General features: G+C 62.5%; 24 protein-coding genes. 10 read left to right on the forward strand and 14 right to left on the reverse strand.

Going from position 1 to position 19,458, the window contains the following annotated elements; translation table 11 throughout:
• Nucleotides 1-19: 19 nt before the first annotated feature.
• A complete protein-coding gene (locus tag PMI07_RS33160) occupies nucleotides 20-442 on the reverse strand; it encodes an organic hydroperoxide resistance protein (protein WP_007767422.1) in 423 nt (140 codons plus the stop codon).
• A gap of 150 nt (nucleotides 443-592) precedes the next feature.
• On the opposite strand from PMI07_RS33160, the gene PMI07_RS33165 reads away from it, so the two are divergent.
• Complete coding sequence (locus PMI07_RS33165) at nucleotides 593-1,054, forward strand: MarR family transcriptional regulator (protein ID WP_024164394.1); 462 nt, start codon at nucleotides 593-595, stop codon at nucleotides 1,052-1,054.
• A gap of 70 nt (nucleotides 1,055-1,124) precedes the next feature.
• Here PMI07_RS33165 and PMI07_RS33170 read toward each other — a convergent pair whose 3' ends face one another.
• The 3 genes from PMI07_RS33170 to PMI07_RS33180 form a co-directional block, all read right to left on the reverse strand.
• The gene (locus PMI07_RS33170; RefSeq protein WP_037088805.1) at nucleotides 1,125-1,826 is read right to left on the reverse strand and encodes a L,D-transpeptidase; all 702 of its coding nucleotides are present in this window, start codon (nucleotides 1,824-1,826) and stop codon (nucleotides 1,125-1,127) included.
• A gap of 233 nt (nucleotides 1,827-2,059) precedes the next feature.
• Nucleotides 2,060-2,884 (reverse strand): L,D-transpeptidase, encoded by an 825-nt coding sequence (locus PMI07_RS33175; protein ID WP_007765168.1) that lies wholly within the window; start codon nucleotides 2,882-2,884, stop codon nucleotides 2,060-2,062.
• Nucleotides 2,885-3,062: 178 nt separating this feature from the next.
• A complete protein-coding gene (locus tag PMI07_RS33180; RefSeq protein WP_007765170.1) occupies nucleotides 3,063-3,527 on the reverse strand; it encodes an Rrf2 family transcriptional regulator in 465 nt (154 codons plus the stop codon).
• A 137-nt stretch (nucleotides 3,528-3,664) separates the two neighbouring features.
• On the opposite strand from PMI07_RS33180, the gene PMI07_RS33185 reads away from it, so the two are divergent.
• Entirely contained in the window at nucleotides 3,665-4,552 is an 888-nt protein-coding gene (locus PMI07_RS33185) for an NAD(P)/FAD-dependent oxidoreductase (protein WP_007765174.1), read from the forward strand.
• Between the two features lie 26 nt (nucleotides 4,553-4,578).
• Here PMI07_RS33185 and PMI07_RS33190 read toward each other — a convergent pair whose 3' ends face one another.
• The 4 genes from PMI07_RS33190 to PMI07_RS33210 all read right to left on the reverse strand — a co-directional run bounded on the left by PMI07_RS33190 (nucleotide 4,579) and on the right by PMI07_RS33210 (nucleotide 10,072).
• Nucleotides 4,579-5,532, reverse strand: a complete 954-nt coding sequence (locus tag PMI07_RS33190; protein ID WP_037088893.1) for an alpha/beta fold hydrolase — start codon at nucleotides 5,530-5,532, stop codon at nucleotides 4,579-4,581.
• A 109-nt stretch (nucleotides 5,533-5,641) separates the two neighbouring features.
• Nucleotides 5,642-7,267, reverse strand: coding sequence for a cisplatin damage response ATP-dependent DNA ligase (locus PMI07_RS33195; protein ID WP_007765181.1), 1,626 nt, complete (start codon nucleotides 7,265-7,267; stop codon nucleotides 5,642-5,644).
• Between the two features lie 224 nt (nucleotides 7,268-7,491).
• The gene (locus PMI07_RS33205; protein WP_007765188.1) at nucleotides 7,492-8,502 is read right to left on the reverse strand and encodes a ligase-associated DNA damage response exonuclease; all 1,011 of its coding nucleotides are present in this window, start codon (nucleotides 8,500-8,502) and stop codon (nucleotides 7,492-7,494) included.
• Nucleotides 8,503-8,539: 37 nt separating this feature from the next.
• Nucleotides 8,540-10,072, reverse strand: coding sequence for an MDR family MFS transporter (locus tag PMI07_RS33210; RefSeq protein ID WP_024164396.1), 1,533 nt, complete (start codon nucleotides 10,070-10,072; stop codon nucleotides 8,540-8,542).
• Nucleotides 10,073-10,190: 118 nt separating this feature from the next.
• Between PMI07_RS33210 and PMI07_RS33215 the strand changes: the two genes are divergently transcribed.
• Genes PMI07_RS33215 through PMI07_RS33225 form a run of 3 tightly spaced genes read left to right on the forward strand, consistent with a single transcriptional unit; the run spans nucleotide 10,191 to nucleotide 11,372 of the window.
• Complete coding sequence (locus PMI07_RS33215) at nucleotides 10,191-10,742, forward strand: MarR family winged helix-turn-helix transcriptional regulator (protein WP_007763480.1); 552 nt, start codon at nucleotides 10,191-10,193, stop codon at nucleotides 10,740-10,742.
• Nucleotides 10,743-10,799: 57 nt separating this feature from the next.
• Nucleotides 10,800-11,045, forward strand: coding sequence for a type II toxin-antitoxin system ParD family antitoxin (locus PMI07_RS33220; RefSeq protein ID WP_024164397.1), 246 nt, complete (start codon nucleotides 10,800-10,802; stop codon nucleotides 11,043-11,045).
• Nucleotides 11,046-11,372 carry a type II toxin-antitoxin system RelE/ParE family toxin gene (locus tag PMI07_RS33225; protein WP_024164398.1) on the forward strand — a complete coding sequence of 109 codons (327 nt, stop codon included), beginning with the start codon at nucleotides 11,046-11,048 and terminating at the stop codon, nucleotides 11,370-11,372.
• Here the strand turns inward: PMI07_RS33225 and PMI07_RS33230 are convergent.
• Nucleotides 11,369-12,886 (reverse strand): diguanylate cyclase, encoded by a 1,518-nt coding sequence (locus tag PMI07_RS33230; RefSeq protein WP_024164399.1) that lies wholly within the window; start codon nucleotides 12,884-12,886, stop codon nucleotides 11,369-11,371. The two genes, PMI07_RS33225 and PMI07_RS33230, sit on opposite strands and share 4 nt — an antisense overlap.
• Before the next feature lie 230 nt (nucleotides 12,887-13,116).
• Here PMI07_RS33230 and PMI07_RS33235 point away from each other — a divergent pair, with 230 nt between their 5' ends.
• The gene (locus PMI07_RS33235; protein ID WP_007768748.1) at nucleotides 13,117-14,496 is read left to right on the forward strand and encodes a TIGR03808 family TAT-translocated repetitive protein; all 1,380 of its coding nucleotides are present in this window, start codon (nucleotides 13,117-13,119) and stop codon (nucleotides 14,494-14,496) included.
• On the opposite strand, the gene PMI07_RS33240 is transcribed toward PMI07_RS33235, so the two are convergent.
• Both PMI07_RS33240 and PMI07_RS33245 read right to left on the reverse strand, forming a co-directional pair.
• Entirely contained in the window at nucleotides 14,493-14,804 is a 312-nt protein-coding gene (locus PMI07_RS33240) for a type II toxin-antitoxin system RelE/ParE family toxin (protein ID WP_007768751.1), read from the reverse strand. The genes PMI07_RS33235 and PMI07_RS33240 overlap by 4 nt on opposite strands.
• Entirely contained in the window at nucleotides 14,801-15,088 is a 288-nt protein-coding gene (locus tag PMI07_RS33245; protein ID WP_007768755.1) for a type II toxin-antitoxin system ParD family antitoxin, read from the reverse strand. Before PMI07_RS33245 ends, PMI07_RS33240 begins: the two co-directional genes overlap by 4 nt.
• Before the next feature lie 133 nt (nucleotides 15,089-15,221).
• On the opposite strand from PMI07_RS33245, the gene PMI07_RS33250 reads away from it, so the two are divergent.
• Nucleotides 15,222-15,881 (forward strand): glutathione S-transferase family protein, encoded by a 660-nt coding sequence (locus PMI07_RS33250; protein ID WP_007768758.1) that lies wholly within the window; start codon nucleotides 15,222-15,224, stop codon nucleotides 15,879-15,881.
• Nucleotides 15,882-15,885: 4 nt separating this feature from the next.
• Here PMI07_RS33250 and PMI07_RS33255 read toward each other — a convergent pair whose 3' ends face one another.
• Nucleotides 15,886-16,782 carry a LysR substrate-binding domain-containing protein gene (locus tag PMI07_RS33255; RefSeq protein ID WP_024164400.1) on the reverse strand — a complete coding sequence of 299 codons (897 nt, stop codon included), beginning with the start codon at nucleotides 16,780-16,782 and terminating at the stop codon, nucleotides 15,886-15,888.
• 103 nt (nucleotides 16,783-16,885) lie between these two features.
• Here PMI07_RS33255 and PMI07_RS33260 point away from each other — a divergent pair, with 103 nt between their 5' ends.
• Nucleotides 16,886-17,086 (forward strand): hypothetical protein, encoded by a 201-nt coding sequence (locus tag PMI07_RS33260; RefSeq protein WP_007751065.1) that lies wholly within the window; start codon nucleotides 16,886-16,888, stop codon nucleotides 17,084-17,086.
• Between the two features lie 36 nt (nucleotides 17,087-17,122).
• Nucleotides 17,123-17,473: an MmcQ/YjbR family DNA-binding protein gene (locus PMI07_RS33265; RefSeq protein WP_007751067.1), complete on the forward strand. Its 351-nt coding sequence runs from the start codon at nucleotides 17,123-17,125 to the stop codon at nucleotides 17,471-17,473.
• Nucleotides 17,474-17,482: 9 nt separating this feature from the next.
• Here PMI07_RS33265 and PMI07_RS33270 read toward each other — a convergent pair whose 3' ends face one another.
• Both PMI07_RS33270 and PMI07_RS33275 read right to left on the reverse strand, forming a co-directional pair.
• A complete protein-coding gene (locus tag PMI07_RS33270; protein WP_007751068.1) occupies nucleotides 17,483-18,115 on the reverse strand; it encodes a glutathione S-transferase family protein in 633 nt (210 codons plus the stop codon).
• 67 nt (nucleotides 18,116-18,182) lie between these two features.
• Nucleotides 18,183-18,539: a hypothetical protein gene (locus PMI07_RS33275; RefSeq protein ID WP_007751069.1), complete on the reverse strand. Its 357-nt coding sequence runs from the start codon at nucleotides 18,537-18,539 to the stop codon at nucleotides 18,183-18,185.
• A 117-nt stretch (nucleotides 18,540-18,656) separates the two neighbouring features.
• Here PMI07_RS33275 and PMI07_RS33280 point away from each other — a divergent pair, with 117 nt between their 5' ends.
• Nucleotides 18,657-19,412, forward strand: a complete 756-nt coding sequence (locus PMI07_RS33280; RefSeq protein WP_007751070.1) for a DeoR/GlpR family DNA-binding transcription regulator — start codon at nucleotides 18,657-18,659, stop codon at nucleotides 19,410-19,412.
• The last annotated feature ends 46 nt before the right edge of the window (nucleotides 19,413-19,458 follow it).

Raw genomic sequence — 19,458 nt, forward strand, 5'->3', positions numbered from 1 at the left:
CTCGAAATTGTCAGAACGATCAGGCGACCGAGACCGGCACTTCGGTCGAGGTGCGCATGGCGTGGCTATAGGGGCAGACGATGTGGGCCTTGGCGGCAAGGTCTTCGGCGACCGACTTTTCAACGCCCGGGATGCTGACCAGAAGCGAGACTTCGATGCCGAAACCGCCTCCGTCTTCGCGCGGGCCAATGCCGACGGTTGCCGTCACCTTGGCGTCGTCCGGGATCTTCACCTTTTCCTTGGCCGCGACAAACTTCAGCGCGCCGAGGAAGCAGGCGGAATAACCGGTGGCGAAGAGCTGTTCCGGGTTGGTGCCGCGGGCGCCGTCACCGCCGAGTTCCTTCGGAACGGTGAGCGTGACGTCGAGAACGCCGTCTTCCGAGGCGCCATGGCCGGCGCGGCCGCCGGTGGCGGAAGCCTTGGTGGTGTAGAGAATGGGCATGGTCTAACTCCCTTGGGTCTGTTCAGGTAAATCTTGTCCGCAATTCAATTGCGCACAATCTAATTACGCGCATTGCATTTTCCCGTCAAGCCTGCGAAAATGCGGGCCGGGAAAAAGATAGAGCACAGACACGTGAAGGCAGGACCGGCCATGCAGAAAAAAGCACGCGACCCGGACAATTTCGAAATCAAGCTCGATGCGCAACTGTGCTTTGCGATCTATGGCGCGGCGCATGCCTTCACGCGCACCTACAAGCCGCTGCTCGAACCCCTCGGACTCACCTATCCGCAATATCTGGTGATGATCACGCTGTGGGAAGAGGACGACCAGCCGGTGAAGGCGATTGGCGACCGGCTCGGGCTCGATTCCGGCACGCTCTCCCCTCTCCTCAAGCGCCTCGAACAATCCGGCCTCGTCGCCCGCAAACGCGATCGTGACGACGAGCGGCAGGTGCGGATCTCGCTGACGGCGAAAGGCGACGAACTTCGGCACCAGGCGACGGGCGTTGCAGAGGCGATCGGCAAGGCCGTCGGCTGCGGCCTCGAGGGAGCCGTGGCGCTGCGCGACGAACTGATCGCGCTGAAGCAGAGGCTGACAAAGGCGGGAGAGTGAGGAATCCCAATCCCCTTCAGCGCAAATCCGGGTTGCGCCGGGGATCACTAGCAAGTGCCTGTGACAGAAATTACTGCCAAACCACGATACGCGCCTTTTCCGGCACGCGGTCGTAGAGGTCGATGATATCCTGGTTCATCAGCCGCACGCAGCCCGACGAGACGGCCTTGCCGATCGAGTTCCATTCCGGCGAGCCGTGCAGGCGGTAGAGCGTGTCCTGGCCGTTCTTGAAGATGTAGAGCGCGCGGGCGCCGAGCGGGTTCAGAAGGCCGGGCGGCATGCCGCCGTTCTTGGCCGAATATTTGGTGAGTTCCGGCTGGCGGGCGACCATTTCGTCCGGCGGCGTCCATTTCGGCCATCTCTGCCGCCACTGGATGACGCCCTCGCCTTCCCAGGCAAACCCCTCGCGGCCGATGCCGACGCCGTAGCGCATCGCGGTGCCGCCGGGTTCGACGAGGTAGAGGAAACGCGAGGCCGTATCGACCACCACCGTGCCCGGACGCTCTCCGGTCGGATCGACGACCTGCTGGCGATAATAGCGCGGATTGATCTGTCGGTAGGGGATCGCCGGGATGACGAAACCGCCATCGACCACGGAGCCGTACATCATATCCAGCTCCGACGAAGGCCCTTCGATGGGCTCCGGGCGGAAAGCGACGGTCGTCACGATCGGACGCGGCGCGGATGAAGCGCAGCCGGCAAGCGTGGAGGCCGTGCCCACACCGAGGAGAGACAAGAAACTCCGGCGGGAAAAGGAAGGGTTCGGGATCATCTGAGACAGGACCGCTCGATAGGGAACGCAGGGAACAGCAAAATCGCACTTTAACGGCAGGGCGGCCGAAAGGTTCCGACTCGCTCCTCAAGCAGGAAGATAGGGCGGCGGTTCTTAACCAACCATTCACGACGCCTACACGGCGGTTCAAACCGATGGGATGAAACGAAAAAAGAGCGGCATCGCCGCCCTTTCCATGGATTGCCGGGCGATTGCCAGGCGTATTCCGGTGGTCAGAGGACCACGATCGAGGTGCCTTCGGGCACCCGGTCGAAGAGGTCGATGACATCCTGGTTGAGCATGCGCACGCAACCGGACGAGGTCTGCTTACCGACGGACTGCCAGTCCGGCGTGCCGTGCACCCGGTAGAGCGTGTCCTTGCCATCCTTGAAGATATAGAGCGCGCGGGCGCCGAGCGGATTGTTGAGGCCGGGGTTGGCACCGCCCTCGGCGGCCGCGAACTTGCGCAGTTCCGGCTGGCGGGCGACCATCTCGTCCGGCGGGGTCCAGCGCGGCCATTCCGCCTTGCGCTGGATGACGCCGCGGCCCTGCCAGGAGAAACCGGCCTTGCCGAGGCCGACGCCATAGCGGATCGCCTTGCCGCCCGGCTGGACGAAATAGAGGAAGCGTTCCCGGGTATCGACGACGATCGTACCCGGCGCTTCATTGGTGCGGTAATCGACATCCTGGCGCAGATAACGGGCATCGATTCGCGAATAGGGAATGGCCGGAAGCGTGTGGCCGTCGTCGCGGATCACGCCGTACATGGACCGGTGGACCGGATTGGAAACCGGCAGCCCATAGGTCTGGTGGAAAGTCGACGGATAGAGCTGACGCTTGTGCGGAATGGCGCCCGGCATCGGAGGCGGCTGGTTCGACGGCGGATCGGCATAGGGCGCGACGTTGAAGACCGGCGACGTCTCCTGGACGAAGACGTCCGGGTTCATGCGGCTGGTATCGGTGACCAAAGGGATCTGGCAGCCGGTCAGCGCCGCGGTCGCGGCAAGCGTGAAGGAAAGCCCGAGGTTTCGGCGGAAAGGTCGAAAAGAGAATGGCATGGGAACCCGCTTCCGGCAGATGACGTCTACCCCGACAATGGCAGATGCGGCTGGCGCGAGGCTGGTGGAACGGGGCGCCCAGATGGCACATCGTCAGATGCGGCGCGACTTACTCGTTAACTTCCGGGTGTCCGGAATGAAGAGCCGCCGAGCCGCCCCACGGATCGCGTGAATGTGGCTAACCGGCCTTGCACTCTGCCCCATGCCCGTGCGCGGGCAGCATCGCAAACCGCGCCTCGAAATCGCGGGCAATATCGGCAAGCGTCACATCGCCCAAACGCTCGAGCAGGAGTTTTTCGGCCGCGACAAAGGCATCCGTGAGCGCGGCATTGACGGCCTGTTCCACAAGGCATTGCGGCGTGTCGCAGGCAGGTCCGACCGCGAATACGGGCGGCCTGCCGATTGCGTGGTAGATGTCGAGCAGCGTCATCTCTCCCAGCGGTCGGGCAAGTTTCCAGCCGCCGCCGTGCCCCTTTTCGGACGTGACATATCCCGCGTCCCGAAGCCCCGCCATCGTGCGGCGGATGACGACGGGATTGACGTCCAGCATCGCTGCAATCCTCTCGGACGTCGCTGCGCCTTCATGCCGATCCATGTGGATCAACACGTGCAGCATGCGCGACAGCCGGCTGTCATGTCTCATCGATCGGCACTCCAGTTTCCCTCTCGTTTGCTGACCCTAGCACAAGTTCATATTACGCAACAATACAAGTTACAAAAGCGTTGACTGCGCCCTGTCACGCAACTTATGTTGTTTCGAGATAGCCAAGGAGTATCAGCATGTCCTACGATTGCATCATCATCGGCGGGAGCTACGCCGGTCTTTCGGCCGGCCTGCAGCTCGCCCGCGCCCGCCGCCGCGTTCTGGTGATCGACGACGGCCGCCGCAGGAACCGTTTTGCCGAGACTTCCCATGGGTTCCTCACCCGCGACGGGGAAAGGCCCGAGACAATTGCCGGTGAGGCTCGTTCGCAGCTGATGGCCTATCCGACCGTCGAATGGCTCGACGCACGGGCCGACGATGCCCGGAAAAGCGAAACCGGATTCTCGGTGACAGCAGGCGGCAAGGAGCTTGCGGCGAAACGGCTGGTGCTCGCCATGGGCGTCAAGGATCACCTGCCTGAGATCCCCGGCCTGATCGACCGGTGGGGCAAGAGCGTCTTTCATTGCCCCTATTGCCACGGTTACGAATTGAACCGCGGGCGGATAGGCGTGATCGGTGTCTCCGCGATGTCGATGCACCACGCGCTGATGCTACCCGACTGGGGGCCTACGACCCTGCTGCTCAACGATGCGTTCCGACCTGACGTGGAACAGGCCGGCCAGCTGGCAGCGCGCGGCGTCACCATCGAAGAAACGTCGATCTCGTCGATCGGCGGCCATGCCGAAATCCTGCTGCAGGATGGCCGGGCCTTGAGTTTTGCCGGACTTTTCGCCCTGTCGCAAACGGAATTGGCAAGCCCCCTCGCCGAACAGCTCGGCTGCGCCCTGGAGGATGGACCGGTTGGCCAGTTCATCCACACCGACATGACCCAGCAGACCAGCATTGCCGGCGTTTTCGCCTGCGGCGATGCAGCCCGCGCTGCGGGCTCGGTGGCCATTGCCGTCGGCGACGGCGCCATGGCAGGCGCTGCGACGCACCGATCGCTGATGTTCGGGCATTTCTGACGACGCGTAGCGGGCTCGGTTCGGCCCTAACCCGTGACCTGGTTGAAGAAGCGGATGCTTTCGGCGACCGCGCCGGGGACGACGCCGTTGTGGTTGCCGGGCAGTAGCTTTGCCTCGATCAAGACGCCGGCCGATTTTGCCCGGTCCATCAGCAACTGATGGTCGGCGTCGAAGGGCCTTTCCTCGGTGCCGCGCAGCAGGAGCGTCGGGCATTTGAGGCTGTGGCCGAAGCAGACCGAGGAGCGCATGATGAACTCCTTCTGGTCGCTCTCGTCGAAACGGACCTCGCGCTCGAACCGGCCGAAATAACGCCAGGAATTGACGCCCGCCGAGATCGGCGCCGAGGCGCGGAACTTTCGCGTCATCGAGGCGAGCAGCGCCAGCGTGCCGCCGTTCGAATGGCCGGCGAGGAAGAAACGGTTCTTGTCGATGCCCGGCAGTTCCTCCAGGTAGCTGGCCGCGGCCAGCGCATCCGAAGTCTCGTCGTAGAAGCCCGAATAATTGCCGGCCTGGCCGTTCTCGCCGCGGAACGAGGGCAGCATGACGACATAGCCCGCCTCCCAATAGGCCTTCATCAGTTCCCAGTGACCGTCCCCAGTGGCGTTGCCGCCGTGCAGGAAGAGAACCGCGGGTTTCAGCTTGGTGGAGGGCTCATAAGGCGAGACCCAGGCGATCAGTTCGATCGAGCCGTTCGGGCCGCCGCGATACATCACCTTCCTGGCGCCTGCGGGCGTGCCAAGCGGGGGAGACTGTTCCGGCGACGGGCCCTTCCTCAAGAGATTGGTATGGAACCGCTTGCGGGCTTCGCCATAGTCTTCCTTCTCGAGCGGCGGAACGTCGGGAACGGGAAACTCCGCGCTGGCCACGGCCGGCAGCAGGGCTGCGACCGCGAGGCCGGCGGACCCCGCCAGAAGCATGCGGCGGGTGACGCCATCGTGTCGCGAGGGGAATTTCGAAGCAAAGATGCGGTCTGATGCCATGTCTTTCGATGCCATGTCTGCGGAATCCATTCGTCCGTTGCGCGCGATTCCGATTTCAGCACTCGTGAAAGGCGCTGTCCATTCAACGATTCGGGAACAGCAACGGGTTTCAGCCGGTCTTGGCATCCAGCATCGCGGTCAGGGTCGACAGCCGGTCGGCATCGCGCGGCAGCTTGTCATAACGAAGCCGGGCGATACGCGGGAAACGCATGGCGACGCCGGACTTGTGGCGGGTCGAGCGGTTGATGCCCTCGAAGGCGACTTCCAGCACGAAACCGAAATCCCGCTCCGCCCGCACCGCCCGGACCGGCCCGAAGCGATCGACCGTGTTGTCGCGCACGAACTTGTCGAGCACTTCCAGCTCCGCATCGGTAAAGCCGAAATAGGCTTTTCCGACCGGCACGAGTTCCTCGCCGTCGGGCGTCTCGGCCCAGACGCCGAAGGTGAAGTCGGAATAATAGCTCGAGCGCTTGCCATGGCCGCGCTGGGCATAAAGCATCACCGCGTCGATATTGTAGGGATCGCGTTTCCACTTGAACCACGGCCCCTTCAGGCGGCCGGCCTGGTAGGGGCTGTCCTTGCGCTTGATCATTACCCCTTCGATGACCGGATCGGGCGGGGAGATGCGGATGCGGTCGAGTTCGTCCCAGGTGGCGAAGGGCACAAGCTGCGACAGGTCAAAACGGTCGTGCGGCGCCCGCTCGATGACGTCACCGAGCCGCCTGCGGCGCTCGAAGAAGGTTTCGGCGCGGATATCGAGATCGCTTTCGAACAGCAGGTCGTAGGCGCGCACGAAGGCCGGATATTCGTCCAGCATCTTGCCCGTCACCGTCTTGCGGTTCAGCCGCTGCTGCAGGTCGGAGAATGTACGGGTCGGGTTGTTGGAGCGGGCGGTGCCGCCGACCAGCAGTTCGCCGTCGATGACGCCTTCGAAATTGATCGACCCGACGACATCCGGAAAAGCGCCGGTGATGTCGTCGCCGGAGCGGGAATAAAGCTTTTTCGTGCCACCATAGCTCGACATCTGGACGCGAATGCCATCCCATTTCCATTCGGCGGCGTAATCGGCGGGATCGAGCTTTTCGAGATCGCCCGGCTCGACCGGATTGGCGAGCATGACCGAATGGAAGATCGCCGGCGTTGCGAGAACCGGCTTGTCGGCCCTGCCCTCAAGCCAGGCGAAGAGCGGTTCGTAGGGCGGGGTCAGCCCGTGCCAGAGGGTTTCGATCTCGGTGACATCTTTTCCACTCATGTCCGACAAAGCCTGCTTGGCGAGACGGGCGGAAACGCCGATGCGCAAAGCACCGGTCACGAGTTTCAGGAAGGCGAAACGGCTCGAGGTGTCGAGCTTGTCGAGCAAATCGCGGACGGCGGAGCGCACTTCGGTGCGGCCGAGGGAGTTCATTTTCGTGACCACTTCGCTCAGGCGCGGCTGGTGGTCGTCATCGATCACATCCTTGGCGCCGCCATCCCAGACCAGCGATATGGTTTCGGCGAGATCGCCGATATAGTCATAGGAATAGCGAAACAGGACCTCGTCCATGCGTTCCAGAACGAGGTCGCGCAGCATGGCCGGCTTGACGCTCTTCAGGTCGAGCCCGCCGGCGAGTGCGGCAAGGCCGTAGCCGCGGTCTGGATCGGGGGTATCGCGAAAATAGTCGGCGAGAAGGGTTAGCTTGCCGTTGCGCGACGGGGTGAGGACGAGGCGGTCGAGGAGGGTGGCGAAGGCTTTCATGGGAGCCACCTCTTTGAGAACGCGGCGTGTAGCTTACCCCCCTCTGCCCTGCCGGGCATCTCCCCCTCAAGGGGGGAGATCTGCAAGACGCACGGGCTCGCCTCCAAAACCAACACCTGAGGATGGCGAGACGTTGCCGCGAGTCGATCTCCCCCCTTGAGGGGGAGATGGCCGGCAGGCCAGAGGGGGGTGGCTACGGAGCGCTGAACGAAGACCATCCCCATTCAATCCCCCTCATCCTCATAGCCCACCAGATGCAGCGGCCGGGCGGGGATGTTCTTCAGCTCGCACCATCGCACCAGAGCCTCCTCGCGGCCGTGGGTGACCCAGACCTCGCTCGGGCCGATCTCCTCGATGGTCGAGAGAAGTTCCGGCCAGTCGCAATGGTCGGAGATGACGAGCGGCAGTTCGACGCCGCCCTGCTTGGCGCGCTGGCGAACCATCATCCAGCCCGACGCAAAGGCGATCAGGGGTTCGTTGAAGCGGCGTGCCCAGCGATCCTGGAAGGCCGAGGGCGGGCCGACGATGACGGCGCCCTTGAAGGCGTCGGGACTGCTCTTCTCGATGGTCGCGGGTCTTATATCGCCGAGATCTATGCCCTGGGCGGCGTAATAGTCGCAGAGTTTCGCCAATGCGCCGTGGATGTAGATCGGTTCGTGATAACCGCAATCGCGGATCAGCCGGATGACGCGCTGCGCCTTGCCGAGCGCATAGGCGCCGACGAGGTGGCTGCGTTCCGGAAACTGCTTCAGCGAGGTGAGCAGCTTATCGATCTCTTGCCTCGGATCCGGGTGATGGAAGACCGGCAGGCCGAAGGTGGCCTCGGTGATGAAGACGTCGCAGGCGACCGGCTCGAAGGGAGCGCAGGTGGGATCGACGCCACGCTTGTAATCGCCCGAAACGACGATCCGCAGCCCATCCTTTTCGATGGCGACCTGGGCCGATCCGAGCACGTGGCCGGCGGGGTGGAAGCTCAGCCGCACGCCTTCGACATCGATCTCTTCGCCGAAAGCGGCTGCCTGTTCCTCGCCGCAGAAATCCTCGCCATAACGCAGCCGCATGATGTCGAGCGTCTGGCGGGTCGCCAGAACCTTGGCGTGGCCGACGCGAGCGTGGTCCGAATGGCCGTGGGTGATCAGCGCCCGCTCGACGGGACGGACCGGATCGACATGGAAGCCGCCGATGGGGCAGAACAGCCCGGCCGGGGTGGGATGAAGCAGCGCCTCTGGTTTCATGCCCTTGAAGATAGGGCAAAAACGACGTTGCGCCAGATTACTCCGAGACGGCCACCGGCTTCTTTTCGGCCACGACCGCAGATGGCAGGCGAACCGGCTTCAGCATAAAGGCGGCGATGAGGCCGACGGCAGCGATGGCACTGCCGGCCATGAACACGGGGGTGAAAGCCTCGGTATAAAGCGTGTGGACCGCGATGCGTGACGGCTCGGGCAATGCCAGCATCATCAGGGGCGTCAGCGAGCCGATATCCTCGACGCCCGGAATGCTGGTGCCGACGCCCCTGATGCCGGCCGCGACGATCGCGCCATAGACCGAGATGGCGATCGAGGCGCCGGCCATGCGCATCAGCGTCACGGCACCGGTCGCCGCGCCCACATCCTCGCGGGGGGCGGAATTCTGTACGCCGATGATCGGCGCCTGCTGGCCGAAGCCGATCGCCAGACCCTGCATCAGCATGAAGCCGAGGATGATATAGATCGGGGTTGCGACCGGAAGCTGCGAGAAGATGAACAGCGCGACGATATTCAGCGACAGCCCCAGCAGCGTAAATGGCTTGTAGCGGCCGGTGATCGAGATCAGCCGGCCCGTCGATAGCGAGCCGATGACGATGCCGAGCGTCGTGGCGACGAAGCAGAAGCTCGCGGTTGTGGGCGAGAGGCCTGTCGTCGTCTGCAGGAAGAGCGCGAAATAGTTCGCCATGCCGATCGCCACCGCGCCGGTGCAGAAGGAGACGATCAGAAACAGCGAAAAGGTCGAGTCGCGGAAGAGTTTCAGCGGCACGATCGGCTCGGGCACGCGGCCTTCGACAAACACCCAGAGAGCGGCGCAGAGTGCGCCGATCGCCACGACCAGCATCGACTGCCAGGCGACCAGCGAGCCGAACAGCGTGACGCTGTCGGCCCAGACGACGATGCTCGCGACGGTTCCGGCCAGGAGGACGGCGCCGAGATAATCGATCTTCGGCTTGCGGATCGGGCGGCGATAGGGAAGCAGAAGCGAAATTCCGGTCACGGCGATGATGCCGATCGGCAGGTTGATGAGGAAGATCGACCGCCAGCCGAACAGCTCGCTCATCGTGCCGCCGAGCAGCGGGCCGAGGCTGCCGGAGGCCATGATCACCAGGCTCGAATAGCTCTGGTATTTCGCCCGCTCGCGCGGCTCGAACAGGTCGGCATTGATGGAAAAGATCGACACCATGATGCCGCCGCCGCCGAGCCCCTGGAGGACGCGCGAGGCGATCAGCGAATCCATCGACCAGGCAAGCCCGCAGGTCAGCGAGCCGATGGTGAAGATGACGATCGCCGCCAGCATCACGTACTTGCGGCCGAACAGATCACCGAGCTTGCCGTAGATCGGCATCGAGGCGCTGCTGGCAAGAAGATAGGCTGAGCCGACCCAGCCGAAACGCTCCAGTTCGCCGAACTCGCCGATAATCGTCGGCAGCGCGGTCGAGACGATCTGGTTGTCCAGCGTCGCCATGAACAGCGCTGTCAGCAAAAAGCAGAAGATCACCAACCGCTGGCGGTGGTTGGCGACGAGCGGCACATGGGCCGGGCGGGTCATATCCATGAGATCAATCCAAAGTGTCGGAATTTTATGTGCCTTCAGCATATAATTGTCAACGACACTTTGATGCACGACGCAAAGAATGGTTGGAAAGCCTTGTCCGCTTTGATATGTTCATCGCATGACAGCGAAGAGCCTTTTGAACCAGAACACTGCCGTTGCCTCCCCTTCCCCCGAGGATGTGGCCCGCGTGAGCGAGATGCTCGGGCGGATGCGGATTCTGATCGGCCGGCGGATCATCGGCCGCACGGCGATCGCCAATATCGCGCCGGGCCTCGAAATTTCGCATCTCGACGTGCTGGACGTGATGCGCCGCATCGAGGGTGAGGTGACGGTCGGCGCGATCGCCGAGGCGATGCGCATCGATCCCTCGCGCGGCAGCCGGCTGGTGGCCGATCTCGTCGCCCGCGGCATCCTGCGCCGCGACGCTTCGCAGGCGGACGGCCGCCGCTCCTTGGTGGTGCGGACCGAATCCGGCGACAGCCTGCTGGCTGAGATCCGCTCCGTCAAACGCTCGCTGCTGGCCCGCGTCCTGGAGGACTGGCCGGAAGACGAACTTCACGCATTCTCGCTGCTGTTCGAAAAATTCGTGTCGAGCTACGAAGAGGTCTTCGTGACGCCGGAAAAATTGCCGGAAGGCGAGCTCTCCGAAGCGCCCCGGCCAATGCCATAGATTGCGCATAAATTGCCATTCCCGTATTCTTGACGGAGATTATCCGGAGGCAGGCACATGAATGTTTCGATCGGTCCCCGCTGGGAAAAGTTCATCGAGGAAGCCGTGCAGGACGGCCGCTACGGCTCGGCCAGCGAGGTCGTGCGCGAAGGGTTGCGGCTGGTGGAGGAGCGCGAGGCGAAGCTCTCGGCGCTGAGGGAGACCATTCAAAGCTCAATTGCGGCTGGTGGAAGCCATACCGATGAAGAGGTTGAGGCCTTTCTTGACGCAGAGGCCGAAAAGCTTGCCAAGGAAGGCTTTTAATTGCCCCAGCTTCGCTATCTCAGCAGCGCCCGCTCAGATCTTGCACAGATCCAAGCCTATATTACGCGAGAAAGCGGCAATCCAGCCACCGGACGAGGCTTTGCTAGGCAACTACGGCTGAAATGCATAAGCCTTGCCGGCCTTCCAGGTAAAATGGGCCGTGCTCGCGACGAGCTTGAGACCGCCATTCGAAGCACAGCTTTTCGTGGTTATATAGTCTTTTTTCGCTACGTCGGCGACGAATTCCAAGTCGTCAACATCCTCGAAGGCCATCGGGATGCGGAGAAGCATTTCGGCATGGATGCCGACACGGAGGACGAGGGTTAAATCCCCTCGCCTGCCGAAACGCGCAGGCGGTCGCGGCCCAAGTCCTTGGCTTCGTACATGGCGCGGTCGGCACGGGCGAGCAATTCCTCGGGCGTATTTCCGTCCTGCGGGAAGAAGGCGACGCCCATGCTGCAGGTGGCGGTGACGCTCTTGTCGTCGATGACGATGGGCTTCGAGATCGCGGTTCGCAATTCCTGAAGCCGGCGTACCACGCCAAGTTCGTCCTGGCTGACATTGCTGAAGACGATCGCGAACTCGTCGCCGCCGAGGCGAACGAGAAGATCGGTCACGCGGACGCAATTGACCATGCGCCACGACAGCGTTTTCAACACCTCGTCGCCGGCCGCGTGCCCCAGCGTATCGTTGATCTGCTTGAAATTGTCGAGGTCGAGATAGGCGACCGTGACCTTGCGGTTCTCGCGGCGGGCCTCGTGCAGGGCACGGCTGAACTGCGCCCAGAACAGCGTCCGGTTCGGCAGGCCGGTCAGCGGATCGTGATGCGCCATGTGCTGGATGCGCTCTTCCGAGCGGGTGCGCTCGATGGCGATGCCGGCAATATCGGTCGCCATCGCGGTCAACTCAAGCTCGAGCTCGGTCGGTTCGCGCGGTGCACCGGAATATAGAGCGAACGTGCCCAGCACCAGCCCGTCGGCGCCCATGATCGGCGTCGACCAACAGGAGCGAAAGCCGAACCTCAGCGCCAGCTCGCGATAATTTTCCCACAGCGGGTCGGCCAGCACGTCCTTGACGAAGACGGGCTCGCGCCGCCAGGCAGCCGTGCCGCAGGAGCCGACCTTCGGGCCGATCTCGATGCCATCGATCAGTTTCACATAGGCTGGCGGAAGACGGGTCGCCGCGCCGTGGCGCAGCCGGTCCGAACCTTCTTCGAGAAACAGGACCGACGCCGTCATGTCGTCCAGCTCATCCTCCACCGTTTTGACAAGCGCATCCAGAACCGCCGAGAGAGGCTGGCCGCGGGCGATCATCTCAAGAAGACGCGCATGGCCATGCCGGCGGTCGTCCTGGCGCTTGCGTTCGGTGATGTCGCGCGAAATGCCGACCAGGCCGACGACCTGCCCGTGACTGTCGCGCAACGGCATTTTCGAGGTGGCGAGCCAGAGCACGCGGCCATCGCCGAGCTTGACGCGTTCCTCGCGACCGTCGATCGCCACGCCGGTCGACATGATCTCCTGTTCGACGAGAAACAATTCGCGCGCGGTTTCATGATCGAGAATGTCGAAATCCGTCTGGCCGATCAGGTCAAAGCCTTTATGCAGCTTGCTGCTGCGGCCGGCTGCGGCATTGGCAAAGACGAAGCGGCCGAGACGGTCCTTTACATAAATGAAGTCCGGGAGCTGATCGAGAAGGGTACGGGTTTCGAGCTCTCGCGTGACCAGCGCAATGTCGAGATCGATATCGCTGTCGGCGGAAACGCGCAGGAGGCGGCTGCAGAGCTCGTCAAGCGGATCGGCGGCAAACGTCAAGGGCATGCTATGCGACATGGGTCCCGCCATCCGAGTGCCTCCTCTTCATTTTCAATAGAAAAATATGCGGGAACCCGCCGCCCGATTACCGTATAGAATGGCGGAGAATTCCTTATCGTTGCTTAAAATCATCGTGAAATTGCCATGATTGAAGCTTGGGAAGAAGCCTTTTTTACTCAGTCATCCAAAACTTTTAGCGTAATAACAATATAAAGGACCGGCATGGAAAATGTTTTATTGACGCCAGGGGGAAGCGCTGGATGATTTCGAGACGGGCGGCGTTGACGATGATCGCGGGCGCGGCGGCTGCCGGGACCGTTCCTGGCCGTGTTCTTTCGGCCCCGCAAGGCTTTTCGACGATCGACCTGCGCGGCTCGATCGATGCCGGCGCGCACGGCGTCACGCCCGATGGAGGCGACAAGCAGAGCCGCAAGCTCGGCGAGGTCATCGCCAAGGCGGCACGCCAGAACATGCCGGTCTTCCTGCCGCCCGGAAACTATCCGGTGTCCAATCTCGACCTGCCGGATGGCACCCGCATCACCGGCGTGCCTGGCGCTTCGCGGCTCATCTATTCGGGCGACGGGCGGATGCTGAGGGCCGACGGCGCGCGCCGCATCGAACTTTCCAACCTCGTCATCGACGGCGCCAACCGACGGCTCGACGACCAGAGCCCGGCGCTCGTCCACATGCGCGGCATCAGTGAGATCGTCATCGACAATTGCGAGATCATCGGCGCGCGCAAGACCGCCGTGCAGTTCGAACGCTGCGGCGGACGGATCGAGCGGAGCCGGATTTCGGGCGTCGCCGAATATGGTCTATATGCCGTTGAAAGCACGGGCCTTTCTGTCACCGGCAACACGGTCTTCGATTGCGGCAATGGCGGCATCCTCATCCACCGCTGGACCAAGGGCGCCGACGGCACGATCGTTTCCGGCAACCGCATCTCCAGGATCGGCGCCACCAACGGCGGCACCGGCCAGTTCGGCAATGCGATCAACCTGTTCCGGGCCGACAATGTCATGGTCACCGGCAACCAGATCTCGCAGTCGGCCTTTTCGGCGATCCGCGCCAACAGCGCCTCGAACGCCCAGATCGCCAACAACACCTGCCTTGCTTCCGGCGAGACGGCGATCTACGCGGAATTCGCCTTCGAGGGCGCGATGGTCTCGGGCAATATCATCGACGGTGCGGCCAACGGCATTTCGGTCGTCAATTTCAACGAGGGTGGCCGGCTTGCGACCGTCGCCAACAATATCGTCCGCAACCTGACGCCGACCGGCCCCTATGTGCTCGACGGAGCGATCTTCGGCGTCGGCATCAGCGTGGAAGCAGATACGGCGGTGACGGGCAATGTCATCGAGAATGTGCCGCTCTGGGGCATGGCGCTCGGTTTCGGGCCATATCTGCGCAACGTCCTCGTCAGCAACAACATCGTTCGGCAAGCGAAGGTCGGCTGTGCGGTGACGGTGGTGGAAGGCGCCGGCGGAGCGCTGATTTCCGGCAACCTGTTCGAGGCGATGAAGGACGGCGCGGTGATCGGCTACCGCTGGAAGACGCCTTCCACCGCCGAACTCGGCCGGGGCGACGGGCAGGCCCAGGGGTTCAAGCATCTGACGATCGAGAACAACCGGATCGTTTAATCGAGATCACTGGAATCGTCCAAATCGATATTGCGGCCCCGATGGAAAATGCGCGCTATGAAGACGACATCTTCCTCCACGAAAAAGGCGATCGTCGCCTTGTAGCGATATCCAACGAGGCGAATGCCGGGTCTAATGTCGTCGCGCAACATCCCACGCTTGGGAAAGGTCGAAAAACCAAGGCAATAGCTTTGTATCTTACCGACATAGGCACGGGCCTGTTCCACACCCATTTCGGGAGACAGATAGATGAGAAGATCTTCAAGATCGTCGCTGGCCCTGCGTCCAAAAACGACCTTGTGGCTCATGCCTTGTTCTGCTTTTCCAGAAGCGAGGCCATCCTGGCATCAAGGCGCGCGCTGACCTCTTCGGCCGAAAGCGCGCGCTCAGGATTTGCCTTGAGTTCATCGTAGGCCGGAGCCACCTCCTCCACCAGCCACTTCTCGATCGCCGCATCGCGGGCGAGCAGCGTGCGCAGGCCGTCGCGGATGACTTCGCTTTCGGTGGCATATTCGCCGGAGGCGACCTTGGCCTTGACCATCTGCGCCATTTCGAGCGGCAGGGTGATGCTGAGCGACTGGGTGGTGCGCATGGCGGGCTCCTTTCCAAGAAATCGGACACGATTAAATCCTATCGAAAACTTTCATCATCGTCCAACGCGTATTGGTCTTCCGTTTTGCGCGGCCTGCCCGTAGCTTGCGCTCGCATTTTCTGGAGGGACTTTAATGCTGAAAATCTATGGTGTTTACCGCTCGCGTGCCACGCGCCCGCTCTGGCTCGTCGAGGAACTGGGTATTCCTTTCGAACATATTCCGATCATCCAGGGTTATCGCCTGCCCGAGCCGATGGCACCGGGCGCACCGATCAATACGCTGTCGCCGGAATTCTTGAGCGTCAATCCGATGGGTTCCGTGCCCTCGATGGACGACGACGGTTTCGTGCTGCACGAGTCGCTGGCGATCACGCTCTATCTCGCCCGCAAATACGGCGGCGAGCTCGGGCCGAAGGATATTGCCGAGGAAGGCCAGATGGTGCAGTGGTCGCTGTTCGGCGCCACCAGCGTCGAGACCCCGGCACTGAAGATCTCCGCCACGATCGCCGGCGGCCGCGCCGAAACCGAAGAAGGCAAGGCTGACATCGAAGTCGCGGCCCGCACCCTGAAGCGGCCGTTCGACGTGCTCGAAAAGCACCTTTCCAAGAACAGCCACATGGTCGGCGGTCGCTTTACCGTGGCGGATATCAATGTTGCGGAAGTCGTACGGTATGCGCAAGGGTATGCGCCGCTGTTCGACAGCCGTCCGGCCTTGAAGGCCTGGATCGAGGCCGCCCAGGCTCGCCCGGGCTTCAAGGCGATGTGGGACAAGCGGACCGCCGAACCGGCGTAATGCCTTAAACCCGGTTTTCCGTGAGTGGCGGCAGCTCCGTCTTCAGCCAATCGCGGAAAGCCCTTACCTTCGCCGGCAACCGTGCGCCGGCGCGGGTGACGAGATAATGCCCCATGCCGGTATGCGCCCGGATCGAGAACGGCTCGACCAGCCGCCCCTGTTCCAGCGCGTAGGTGGCGAGCGTATGCCAGGCGAGCATCACCCCCTGCCCCGCGATCGTCGCATCGAGGCAGAGCGAGGCGTCGTTGAACACATGGCGCGTCGCCATGCCGGCACCGGACAGACCCGCCTCGTTCAGCCAGATCTCCCAGGAGAACATCGAGGGACCGTCGATGATCGCCGGCAGTTTCAGGATGTCCTTCGGCTCCTTCAGTTTTTCTGCAAGCGCCGGGGAGCAGACCGGGAACACCGTCTGTTCGATGAGCAGTTCGGCGTCGACGCCCGGCCACGTGCCCGGCCCGACCCGAATGCCGAGATCGATATCGTCGACGCCGAGATCGGCGAGCCTGGTCGTCGCATCCATGCGCAGCCGGATTTCCGGGTGCAGGCTTGAGAACCGGTCGAGTCGGTGGACCAGGAACCGCGCCGCAAAGACCGGTGCGACGGAGATGGTCAGCAGCGCATCGTCCTGGCGCCTGCCGATCGCAACCGCTTCGGAGAGCGTGTGAAAACCTTCGGTCAATCGCGCCAGCATCGGCCGTGCGGCATCGACCGGCTTCATGCCCTTCGGCAGCCGTTGAAAGACCGGCTGGCCGAGCTGTGCTTCGGCCTTGATGACCTGCTGGCTGACGGCACCGACCGACACGCCGAGTTCGTCCGCCGCCGCCTGCAATGAACCGAGGCGGCCGACCGCTTCCAGTGCCCGCAAGCCGTTGAGATGCACGAGGTTGAGATTGCTCATATAGATTTTCTATAGTCAGTCACTCAAGAACTCAATTGAAAAAGGACGCTGGTGAGCCGATATTGCCTCTGCAAATGATAACAAATTTGCGAGGTGACCGGTCATGGGACCGCTGAAGATTTTCTTGAACCTGAAAGCCTGGTTGGAAACGACCGAAACATTGGTGGACCTGCAGTCGAACGACCCGTTCCGCCATCCCGACATTCGCTCGATGGACCTGCGGCAGCTCGCCGACCTACCCTTCCCGCGCCCGCTTCACACTGACACGAATCGCAACAACGCGCCTCTCGCGAAATGCGCCTGACGGCCCTATGATCCGTGTCCCGAAAGGGCGGATCGGATGTCTGACGTGAATTCCATATTCGAGCGGCTTAAGCTGCTCGCGGTACAGGCAGGGTTGCCGGAAGTCGAGCAATCGACCCACTACGGGACACCGGCATTGAAGGTGGGCGGCAAGGCCTTCGTCTCGGTCAAGAATGACGAGACCATCGTGCTCGCCGTTCCGATCGACGAGAAGGAACGGCTGATCGAAATGGCGCCGGACATCTATTTTCAGACCGACCATTACCGCGGCTGGCCATCGCTGCCGGTGCGGATCGACGAGATTAGCGACGACGAGCTGAAAATGCGGCTGGTGGCGGCATGGCGCTTTCGAGCGCCGAAGAAGCTTGCCGCCACCTACCAAGGTTAAGGGCCAGGGTTAGGCAGCGGTCGCGGCAGCTTGTTCGGCTATGGCGCGCTGTACCGCCGGGCGCTGCTTCATCCGCTCGTAATGCGCATTGACCTTCGGGAAGTCCGCACGGTCGAGTTTCATGTTGGCGAGCCAATCGGTCATCAGGTAGAGATAAGCGTCGGCCACCGAATAGGTCTCACCCAGCACGTAAGGGCCTTCCAGGAAGGAATCCTCGATCAGCTGGAAACTGTCGTGGAAGACCTTTGGCGCCTTGGCGATCATGTCGTCGAAGGAGGACTGGTTGTCCGCCCAGCGGTAACCGCGGCGCCAATGGGCATAGGCGACGTGCACCGTGGAGGCGATATAGGCGTTGAAGGCCTGCATCTTGCCGAACAGGAACGGATCGTCGAGCGGTGCCAGCTTCGCCTCGGGCGCGGCCTGGGCGATGAAGGCGAGGATCGCGACGGACTCGGTGATGACGCCCCTGTCCGTTGCGAGTGCCGGCACGCGGCCCTTCGGGTTGATCTTCAGATAGGCTTCCGACTGCTGTTCCTTGTCGGCGAATTTCACCCACTTGATCTCGTAGGGCAGACCGGATTCGGCAAGCGCGATATGGCTGGCCAGCGAACAGGCATTGGGCGAAAAGAACAGCGTATACATGAAAATCCTCCGTTGAGCGGCGGTGTTCTAACACGGTTTTCCGACGTCGGAAGCCTCAAACCACCGGTCAACTCACTCCGGGGACATCCTCCAGCCGATGCCAGACCGGAATGCCGCGTTCGGTGGCGATCCGGACATCGTTGTCGGCGCCCTTGGAGGCTCCCGGCAGGCGCAGGACGCCCTCGCAGAGCTGCAGCAGACGGCCGGCGACCGGATGGAAGATCTCCTCGTAGAGATCGTCACCGACATGTTTTCCGCCGGCCGCATGCCAGACCGGCAGCGCCACCCATTCGCCGATCATCGGCACATGACCGGCCTTGAACAGCGCATGCGACGGCGCTTCGAGCCGCCTGAGGTTTTCCGCCATCTTCTGAGGGTCGTCTCCGGTACCCGAGCGGTATGGGCCTGCAATCAAGATCAACATCTTCGTTTCTCCAAACCTGTCCGTATTCATCACGGAACTGCACGAAATGCTTTACACCCAAAGCGAATTCAGGCATAAATGCGCTTATTCATGCAATTTCGTGCAGAGTCAAGACCTATGCTGACAAGCCAACGCAAGAGCCTCATCCTCGACATGCTGCGCCGGGAGGGGCAGGTCGTCGCCAAACGGGCGGCAGAGGAATTCTCTCTGTCGGAGGACACGATCCGGCGGGATCTTCGGGAGATGGCAGCCGAAGGGCTGCTACGGCGCGTGCATGGCGGGGCAATGCCGGCCTCTCCCGACCTGCCGGATTTTTCGGCCCGGCGGGCCGTGTCATCGGATGTAAAGCAGCGGCTTGGCGCAAAGGCGGCCGGGATGGTGCGTGAGGGGCAGACGATCTTTCTCGACGGCGGCACGTCGACAGCGGAAATCGCCCGCGCCCTACCCCGCGATTTTGCCTTCACGATCATCACCCACAGCCCGACGATCGCGGCGGAACTCGAGCATCATCCGACAGCAGAGGTGATCCTGATCGGCGGGCGGCTTTACAAACATTCGATGGTCGCGACGGGTGCCGCGGCCATGGCGCAGATCGGGCTGATGCGGCCGGACATCTTCTTCCTCGGCGTCACCGCCGCCCACCCAGTGCGCGGGCTTTCGACCGGCGATTTCGAGGAGGCGGCGATCAAGCGGCATATTGCGGCATGTTCGGCCGAGACCATCACGCTCGCCACGGCGGAGAAGCTCGACGCGGTTTCACCGCATGTGATCATGCCGGTTTCGGCATTGTCGGGCATGATCGTGCAAAGCGGAATGGATGAAGAGCGGATTGCGCCTTATCGGTCGATAGGTGTGGGTCTCATGGAGGCGTGAGGCGAGACACCGGGAATTTTGGCGCCTCTCCCCTAAAGGCACTGCC

Origin of the sequence: Rhizobium sp. CF080 (genome assembly GCF_000282095.2) — a bacterium.
Lineage (GTDB): Bacteria > Pseudomonadota > Alphaproteobacteria > Rhizobiales > Rhizobiaceae > Neorhizobium.

Bases quoted from the DNA above. Each gene is read 5' to 3' on its own strand.
- PMI07_RS33160 (WP_007767422.1), bottom strand. From the start codon at position 442: ATGCCCATTCTCTACACCACCAAGGCTTCCGCCACCGGCGGCCGCGCC.
- PMI07_RS33165 (WP_024164394.1), top strand. From the start codon at position 593: ATGCAGAAAAAAGCACGCGACCCGGACAATTTCGAAATCAAGCTCGAT.
- PMI07_RS33170 (WP_037088805.1), bottom strand. From the start codon at position 1,826: ATGATCCCGAACCCTTCCTTTTCCCGCCGGAGTTTCTTGTCTCTCCTC.
- PMI07_RS33175 (WP_007765168.1), bottom strand. From the start codon at position 2,884: ATGCCATTCTCTTTTCGACCTTTCCGCCGAAACCTCGGGCTTTCCTTC.
- PMI07_RS33180 (WP_007765170.1), bottom strand. From the start codon at position 3,527: ATGAGACATGACAGCCGGCTGTCGCGCATGCTGCACGTGTTGATCCAC.
- PMI07_RS33185 (WP_007765174.1), top strand. From the start codon at position 3,665: ATGTCCTACGATTGCATCATCATCGGCGGGAGCTACGCCGGTCTTTCG.
- PMI07_RS33190 (WP_037088893.1), bottom strand. From the start codon at position 5,532: ATGGCATCAGACCGCATCTTTGCTTCGAAATTCCCCTCGCGACACGAT.
- PMI07_RS33195 (WP_007765181.1), bottom strand. From the start codon at position 7,267: ATGAAAGCCTTCGCCACCCTCCTCGACCGCCTCGTCCTCACCCCGTCG.
- PMI07_RS33205 (WP_007765188.1), bottom strand. From the start codon at position 8,502: ATGAAACCAGAGGCGCTGCTTCATCCCACCCCGGCCGGGCTGTTCTGC.
- PMI07_RS33210 (WP_024164396.1), bottom strand. From the start codon at position 10,072: ATGGATATGACCCGCCCGGCCCATGTGCCGCTCGTCGCCAACCACCGC.
- PMI07_RS33215 (WP_007763480.1), top strand. From the start codon at position 10,191: ATGACAGCGAAGAGCCTTTTGAACCAGAACACTGCCGTTGCCTCCCCT.
- PMI07_RS33220 (WP_024164397.1), top strand. From the start codon at position 10,800: ATGAATGTTTCGATCGGTCCCCGCTGGGAAAAGTTCATCGAGGAAGCC.
- PMI07_RS33230 (WP_024164399.1), bottom strand. From the start codon at position 12,886: ATGGCGGGACCCATGTCGCATAGCATGCCCTTGACGTTTGCCGCCGAT.
- PMI07_RS33235 (WP_007768748.1), top strand. From the start codon at position 13,117: ATGATTTCGAGACGGGCGGCGTTGACGATGATCGCGGGCGCGGCGGCT.
- PMI07_RS33240 (WP_007768751.1), bottom strand. From the start codon at position 14,804: ATGAGCCACAAGGTCGTTTTTGGACGCAGGGCCAGCGACGATCTTGAA.
- PMI07_RS33245 (WP_007768755.1), bottom strand. From the start codon at position 15,088: ATGCGCACCACCCAGTCGCTCAGCATCACCCTGCCGCTCGAAATGGCG.
- PMI07_RS33250 (WP_007768758.1), top strand. From the start codon at position 15,222: ATGCTGAAAATCTATGGTGTTTACCGCTCGCGTGCCACGCGCCCGCTC.
- PMI07_RS33255 (WP_024164400.1), bottom strand. From the start codon at position 16,782: ATGAGCAATCTCAACCTCGTGCATCTCAACGGCTTGCGGGCACTGGAA.
- PMI07_RS33260 (WP_007751065.1), top strand. From the start codon at position 16,886: ATGGGACCGCTGAAGATTTTCTTGAACCTGAAAGCCTGGTTGGAAACG.
- PMI07_RS33265 (WP_007751067.1), top strand. From the start codon at position 17,123: ATGTCTGACGTGAATTCCATATTCGAGCGGCTTAAGCTGCTCGCGGTA.
- PMI07_RS33270 (WP_007751068.1), bottom strand. From the start codon at position 18,115: ATGTATACGCTGTTCTTTTCGCCCAATGCCTGTTCGCTGGCCAGCCAT.
- PMI07_RS33275 (WP_007751069.1), bottom strand. From the start codon at position 18,539: ATGTTGATCTTGATTGCAGGCCCATACCGCTCGGGTACCGGAGACGAC.
- PMI07_RS33280 (WP_007751070.1), top strand. From the start codon at position 18,657: ATGCTGACAAGCCAACGCAAGAGCCTCATCCTCGACATGCTGCGCCGG.